The sequence below is a fragment of the Streptococcus sp. HSISS2 genome (assembly GCF_000448665.1).
In the GTDB taxonomy this organism is placed as follows: domain Bacteria; phylum Bacillota; class Bacilli; order Lactobacillales; family Streptococcaceae; genus Streptococcus; species Streptococcus raffinosi.
The window spans coordinates 579,134-585,695 of the sequence record NZ_CM002133.1 but is presented as its reverse complement, the minus strand read 5'-3'; the positions used below and the strand labels follow the sequence as shown (position 1 = coordinate 585,695).

Below are 6,562 nucleotides of genomic sequence, written 5' to 3'. Positions count from 1 at the left end.
GATTTTCAAGAAAACTCAGAAAGGATATCAAATCCCGTCGTAATACACTTTGCGCCCTCTTGAATGAGGTGATGACAGCCATCCGATTTTCCGTCTAAAATATTTCCTGGAATAGCAAAAACATCTCTTCCTTCCTCCATGGCACGCTCACAAGTAATCAAACTGCCCGATCGAAGCTTAGCTTCTACAACTAAAACCCCCTGACACAAGCCTGAAATAATACGATTTCGTTCTGGAAAATGATACTTGAGAGGTTGTTCACTCGGTGCATATTCTGAAAGCACGAGATGATTTTTACTCATATAGTCCTGCAAAGCTTTATTTTCTTTAGGATAATAGACGTCTAGTCCAGTCCCAATAACTGCAATGGTGTTACCTTTATTTTTCAAAGCTTCCATATGGGCACAGGTATCAATGCCACGCGCCAGGCCACTAACGATAGTAAAATGATTACCGAGTTCATTAACAACCTTACGAACCGACTGTTTTCCTGTTTCAGAGCACTTCCTTGCCCCAACAATTGCTAACTTAGGTTTACTCAACAACTCAATATTTCCTTGATAAAAGAGCAGAACTGGTGGATTGTAGGTGTGCTTTAACTCAATCGGATAGTCCTGGTCAAAAATAGATACTGTCGGATAACGCTGATACTGCTCTTTAAGTTGCTTAATATCTAAAGTCTTGTATTTTTCCATAAAAAGTACGGCATTTTTAGACTTTGAAACCACTGCCATATCTCGTAAACTTAATTTTCTATCTTGAGTCTTCTGATAGTCTAAAATATTAAGGATGTTTAAATTCGTCAATCCAGCGGCTTTTAGTTTAAAAAGTTCAAAGTTATTCATATAAATACCTCCATTTCTTTATTCGCAAGAGATAAAGAAAAAAGCTCCCTTTATGGAACTTTCCTTGATTATAAATCATTTTCAGACATAAAATAAGACGCTGCGCCTAGGAGGTTACTGTCGTTATGAAAATGACAAGCTTGAATCGAAATTGGATCAAAACCTAAATCAGACTTTTCATTAAATAACTCTTCATAAGCATTAACAATACCTGCTATCAAAGAATTTTGTCTGCTGATGCCTCCGCCGATAACGACTCTTTCTAAGTTCATGAAAGTCTGTAAATTCAGAATAAGCACCGCAATTTCATGACAATAGTCCTTAAATAGCGAATTGAGTTTTTCAAATTGACCTTCTTCTATAGCTGAGAAGACAGCTGGACCATCATCCTGATCTAAGCCAAGTAATTGACTGGCCTCATGGACAAAACCAACCGCAGAACCTTTATTATCGACAAGGCTGATCAGTGCCTGCTTAAACAAGGCCCACTTAAAAGGGAGAGCCGTTTGACTCTTACTTTGGGAACTTGGTCCTCTCAGAAATTTGGAAACCAAAAGAGGGGTTAACAGGGCTCCCTGAGAGACGAGCCCTAAGCCAACACCCGTACCTAAAACCAAGGCAGCACCACAATCAACTTCTTGTAGACTACCATATCTAGCTTCAGCCAGAGCAGCCGCATCAGCATCATTGATAACCTTTACAGGTAATTGAAAAGTTTTAGATAGACCTGTTCCAAGAGGAATAGCTGTTAAATAAGGGATAAGGCCCCCCTTGAAAACAAAGCCACGTTTACTATTAATTTCTCCCGGACACGCAATAGCAATCCCCGAAATTTCATCTTCATATGATGAAACAATATTTTCTAAAGTTCCCCAGAAATCATCTATGCTTGCTGGAGTTGGAACTTTAGATTGATTAGTAATATTGAAATTATCGTCAACTAAACCAAACTTGACAAAGGTTCCTCCGATATCAATAGCTACAATCACTCTGCTCACCTACTTTTTAAGCATTGACTTTATGGGTTCAAAGCTTCTTCTATGAATTGGCGTGATACCAAGTTTATCCAAACCAGATAAATGCTCTTTAGTTCCATAGCCTGCATTTTTGGTAAATGCATAGCCAGGATACTCTTGATCATAATCAGCCATCATCTCATCACGGGTTACCTTTGCTACGATTGATGCTGCAGCAATAGATAAGGAATTAGCATCCCCCTTAATAATTGATGTTTGTCCTATAGGTAAATCTAAAGTCATAGCATCAATTAACAACTGTTCTGGTTGAGGACTGAGGTTTTCAATAGCTTCAATCATAGCAAGTTTAGTTGCCTCATAAATATTGACATCGTCAATGACATGATTGTCCTTAACACCAATACCGACAGCCACTGCTTGTTTCATTACCTGCTTATAGATGGCTTTATGTTTTGATTTTGGGATTTTTTACTGTCATTGAGGCCTTTGATTTTGCAAAGCTTTGGCAAGATAACAGCTGCGGCAACCACTGGTCCAGCCAGGGGGCCTCGTCCAACTTCATCAACACCTGCAATGAGTTCAACTCCCTGGGCATAGAGCAATTTTTCGTAATTAAGCATCGTTTCCAAACGCTCATCCTCCGCAATCTCCGCCAGGATGGCCTTACGGCGTTGCTTAATAGCGGTCTGTACCCCAGTACGGCTATCTTCCTCAAATGTCGCCCAACGATGGTCGTCTAGGTCTGTCAAAGTTGCTAATTGTTCCTTGACTTCTTTAATTGTCGCCATCAGTATCAACCCCAACAATATCAAGTGTGTAACGGCCTAGTTTTCCATCACGAACATCTTTGACAAAAAGACTGTAAAAACGGTCATAATCTTCACGAAAGCCTAGTTTTTGGGTCATTTCCATAATGATTTCTGGAGCCTCTTCTTCAAGGTCAATCCCTTTAAAACGTTCCTCGAGACGTTCTGGATAGTAGGTTTTAAAGTAGTTGAGTCCAAAAATAGTAACTTCATCCATTGGTAACAGCTGGTCTTTGATAGCACCCGTCAAAGCAAGTTTCAAGCCAACCAATTCATCCTCAAACTTAGGCCACAAGATACCCGGAGTATCAAGAATTTCCAAGTCCTTATTTGACTTCAACCATTGTTGGCCTTTTGTAACACCAGGTTTATTTCCCACAACAGCAATTTTTTTACCAGCGAGGCGGTTCATCAAGGTTGATTTCCCTGCATTTGGAATACCAATAATCATGGTTCTCAAGTTCTCTTTCTGAATCCCACGTTCACGCAAGCGTTGAATTTTCTCAGACATAAGAATCTTAGCAGCATCTGTCACCAATTTAACCGTAGACTGCTCCTTGGAATTAATAGCCAGAGTTTTAATGCCTTGTTTCTCAAAGTAAGTACGCCACTCTTTGGTCCGATTGCTGTCAGCAAGATCCGATTTATTGAGAATTAAAAGCTTAGGCTTGTCGCCAACAATCTTAGTCAACATAGGGTTTTGACTTGAAAGTGGTAAACGTGCATCCACTAAAATGGTGACAAAATCAACATGCTTTATATTTTCCTGGACCTGTCGGCGAGCCTTGGACATGTGCCCAGGGAACCATTGAATAGTTGCCATTTGTTTTTCTCCTCTTTAATAGCCTTAGTAAAATATCATATAAATTCTTTTAAAAAAGCCAAAATCTTGGCTTTACTTTACTTATATTATAACAGATTTAGGTTGAGATGCCCAATTGTTGTCACTTGGTTAGGCCTCAATAGGCATGAAGTTACCGACAATTTTACCGATAATTCGAGGGTCTTCATCATAAGGAGCAAACTTGTCACCATAGCGTTTATTAAGAGAAACTAAACGCAGGCCCTCTTCCTCACGATAAACCTTTTTGATATAGGTTTGACCATCCCAATCCACAGCATAAACAGCACCATCATAATCAAAACCAGTTTGTTTGATCAACACTACTTCTCCATTTAAGTAAGTGGGTTCCATAGAATCTCCAAAAACCCAAGAAGCAAAATCATGGTCTAATTCTTCATCATAGAAAACTTCATCATAATTGCCATCACCAAAATAAGTATATCCTGTTCCGGCTGATAAACGCTCGAAAACTTTATAAGAGTATAACGGAATAACAGGTGCTTTCTGCTTTTCTGCTTCTTGTTCTTCTAAAAGAGCCTTAGTGAGTCGCAAAGCTTCTTTACGATTTTCGTCATTGAGTTCCAAGTAAACTTCCACTATCTCGTGTTCAGACAGAAAATATGTCTCAGCCACGCCAAAAAGTTGGGACAATACTGTAAGATTCTTTTGATTTGGCTTTGTCTTACCATTTTCCCAATTAAAATAAGAGGAGCGTGAAATTCCCAGATGCTTAGCCACTGATGCTTGGCTCATTCCTTGCGCTTCTCGAATTTCCTTTAGTTTTGTCCTGAAAACATAGCCACCTCCGTAAGTTAATAAACTAACATAAGTTTACCAAAAAAAGTAGTTGATTTCAAGTGAAATCAACTACTTTTACATTTCTCTTTTGTATTATTCTTTGACCAAAAATCCTATATTGTCAAGTACCTCTTCAATGTAATCTAAATCTTGTTGACTATCAGCTTCAACAAGGTGATAGTGAACACCATTGGTTAATTCAGATAGTGGACGAAAATCACTTGACGCTGCTTGTTCTAAAAAATGTCTAACATCTCGACGACAAGTCAACTTCAACAAGGTTTGAATTTCACCATAGACTGGATGATCAATCATGATATTTTGAATACGCCCCCCATTATCGACAATAGCTAGAAGCTCTTCTTCCATGTCATTCACCGTATGATTCACTTTAAAGAGTCGATGCTCATAAGAATTATCATCACTGTTTTTATAAATATAACCCCTGTTAGTTGAAATAATTTGAGCACCATCTGCTCGCAAAAGTGCAATATCTTGGACAATGATTTGACGGGTAACACCAAAATGTTCCGCCAAACTCTGCCCATTTATCGCTTCTTTAGACTGCTTTAACAGTGCCAATAATTCTTGCTTGCGATTTAAAGTCATAGACTAAACAACTCCTCTTACAACTATCGAATTTTTCGAATACTTTTGAAAATCGTTAATGCTATAACATAGTCTATCATATTAAAACTAGAGAAACAATAAGAATAGATAAAAGCTATAAACACACTGTTCCAAGAGTTTATAGCTTTTTTGTTTTTATTTATTTCTGCACATTTCTGAAAAAGGTGGACAGAATTGTGGACAAAAAGACTTGGCAGCCTATGCTACCAATCGACATGAAAAAACCGCTCATTTGAACGGTTAAAAAATAGAATTGTCCTGTTTCATTTCAGCCAAGGCAGAAGCTGTCAACACCTTTTCAGCTATATCTCCGTCATCAATTTCATCTTGTCTATAATAATAGTCGGTGATTGGACACTTTTCCAAGGCCTCGTTATAATCCCCACGAACAATAAAAAGGTAATCATCTGTTAAGCCCTCGGCTATGTCAGCTTCAAGGTCTTCGATAAGCTCACTATAATCGTAACTAAAAGTGTAATTGCCATCATCAATCCACTTTTGAATTTTCGCAGCAACATCAAGAGTTAGATTTTTAAATTCGCTCTCGTCATCTCTAACTTTTTCAATGACAGAACGACTGATACCAAGCTCATTTTCTAAATAATCAGCAGGAATAGCCTTGTTATTCAAGACCATGTTAACTCTTGTCGTATTGATTTTCATTTTCGTTTACTTCCTCTCTTCATCTCGCACGGATATTATCGAATATTCTCCAAATTATTCTCAATCCACTCAAGTCGATTCTGGCGGCCTGCTGGTATCGGCTCTTGGCTTCGTGAGTAGTCTTTGAAACGCATTTGCAACATGTACTCACCACCACCTAACGAGCTGGATTCCAATGCAATTTCTAAATAGGCACTAGAAATCCAATTCCCACTAGCTGTGTACATTCTGCCAGCACCGCCTATGATATCCTCTCTACTATTCTCGATCCATTTCAATAGTTGCTGTTTCTTAAATTGGTCATAATAGGCATAAAATGGCATATTCATCTTTAAAGAATTGTCCATGTAGTAATCGGTTTGAGCCTTACCAATCATAGCAAGCTCAAAATCATCAAATAGACAATCGAGCATTGCGTTCACTCTGCCAGCTCCCATTTTTTCGATGGAAGTGTCACCGTTCTTGAATTTTTGCCAATTGGAATCGGTAAACTTGATTCTGGGAAGTTTGTAGAAGTCGTTTTCAAATCGAAAATATCGTCCTACGTATTCTAAAATTAGGTCCTTGATGTCATTGTTGATTTCCATTTTATTTCTCCTTTTATTAAGCAATTACACTTTTTGGGTACCATTTAGCAGAAACTCCGTAAGGTGTCACGATTTCAAGTTTAACCGCTTTATCAGTTTCTTCAACCAATCCTTTTACGCTGATCGCACTTACTGACATAAACGCCAAGTCTTTTTGTTGCGTCCACGAAATTCTTTTTCAGCAAACCATTTTTTAACACCTTGGAATTTAATGTTTGAAGAACGGAAGAAATAGAAATCATCCGCCATGTTTTGACGTTTAACGGCTTTCCAAGCTACTTTCAATGCTTCAGAGAAAGTCACGTCGTTTTTTCGTTTTTGAAGATTTTCCATGCTAGGCTCATTACTTGTGATTTCATTTTTGTTTACTTCCTTTTCTTTATCTTACATGTATATTATATATCATATATGA

The 6,562-nt window shown here is 38.2% G+C and carries 8 protein-coding genes and 2 pseudogenes; all 10 read right to left on the bottom strand.

Features of this window, described 5'->3' with window-relative positions:
* Positions 1-5: 5 nt before the first annotated feature.
* Positions 6-845 carry a DNA-processing protein DprA gene (dprA, locus tag HSISS2_RS02795; protein WP_021145282.1) on the bottom strand — a complete coding sequence of 280 codons (840 nt, stop codon included), beginning with the start codon at positions 843-845 and terminating at the stop codon, positions 6-8.
* A 68-nt stretch (positions 846-913) separates the two neighbouring features.
* Positions 914-1,834: an ROK family protein gene (locus tag HSISS2_RS02790; protein ID WP_021145281.1), complete on the bottom strand. Its 921-nt coding sequence runs from the start codon at positions 1,832-1,834 to the stop codon at positions 914-916.
* A gap of 9 nt (positions 1,835-1,843) precedes the next feature.
* A pseudogene (locus HSISS2_RS02785) lies at positions 1,844-2,442 on the bottom strand (ribonuclease HII).
* Positions 2,443-2,596: 154 nt separating this feature from the next.
* Positions 2,597-3,451, bottom strand: coding sequence for a ribosome biogenesis GTPase YlqF (gene ylqF, locus HSISS2_RS02780; protein WP_021145278.1), 855 nt, complete (start codon positions 3,449-3,451; stop codon positions 2,597-2,599).
* 129 nt (positions 3,452-3,580) lie between these two features.
* Positions 3,581-4,255 (bottom strand): annotated as a pseudogene (locus tag HSISS2_RS02775) (helix-turn-helix transcriptional regulator); the annotation flags it as partial.
* Positions 4,256-4,363: 108 nt separating this feature from the next.
* Positions 4,364-4,879, bottom strand: a complete 516-nt coding sequence (locus HSISS2_RS02770; RefSeq protein WP_021145276.1) for a transcription repressor NadR — start codon at positions 4,877-4,879, stop codon at positions 4,364-4,366.
* Between the two features lie 261 nt (positions 4,880-5,140).
* Complete coding sequence (locus HSISS2_RS02765) at positions 5,141-5,563, bottom strand: hypothetical protein (RefSeq protein WP_021145275.1); 423 nt, start codon at positions 5,561-5,563, stop codon at positions 5,141-5,143.
* A gap of 35 nt (positions 5,564-5,598) precedes the next feature.
* The gene (gene acrIIA6 / locus HSISS2_RS02760; RefSeq protein WP_021145274.1) at positions 5,599-6,150 is read right to left on the bottom strand and encodes an anti-CRISPR protein AcrIIA6; all 552 of its coding nucleotides are present in this window, start codon (positions 6,148-6,150) and stop codon (positions 5,599-5,601) included.
* Positions 6,151-6,166: 16 nt separating this feature from the next.
* Positions 6,167-6,289, bottom strand: coding sequence for a hypothetical protein (locus HSISS2_RS12100; protein ID WP_021145273.1), 123 nt, complete (start codon positions 6,287-6,289; stop codon positions 6,167-6,169).
* A complete protein-coding gene (locus HSISS2_RS02755; protein ID WP_021145272.1) occupies positions 6,280-6,483 on the bottom strand; it encodes a hypothetical protein in 204 nt (67 codons plus the stop codon). The genes HSISS2_RS12100 and HSISS2_RS02755 overlap by 10 nt, the downstream gene beginning before the upstream one ends.
* Positions 6,484-6,562 lie beyond the last annotated feature (79 nt).

What these genes read in the sequence shown, in the direction of transcription:
- HSISS2_RS02770 (WP_021145276.1), bottom strand. Translation starts at nt 4,879, where the DNA reads ATGACTTTAAATCGCAAGCAAGAATTATTGGCACTGTTAAAGCAGTCT.
- HSISS2_RS02755 (WP_021145272.1), bottom strand. Translation starts at nt 6,483, where the DNA reads ATGGAAAATCTTCAAAAACGAAAAAACGACGTGACTTTCTCTGAAGCA.
- dprA (WP_021145282.1), bottom strand. Translation starts at nt 845, where the DNA reads ATGAATAACTTTGAACTTTTTAAACTAAAAGCCGCTGGATTGACGAAT.
- HSISS2_RS02765 (WP_021145275.1), bottom strand. Translation starts at nt 5,563, where the DNA reads ATGAAAATCAATACGACAAGAGTTAACATGGTCTTGAATAACAAGGCT.
- ylqF (WP_021145278.1), bottom strand. Translation starts at nt 3,451, where the DNA reads ATGGCAACTATTCAATGGTTCCCTGGGCACATGTCCAAGGCTCGCCGA.
- acrIIA6 (WP_021145274.1), bottom strand. Translation starts at nt 6,150, where the DNA reads ATGGAAATCAACAATGACATCAAGGACCTAATTTTAGAATACGTAGGA.
- HSISS2_RS12100 (WP_021145273.1), bottom strand. Translation starts at nt 6,289, where the DNA reads ATGTCAGTAAGTGCGATCAGCGTAAAAGGATTGGTTGAAGAAACTGAT.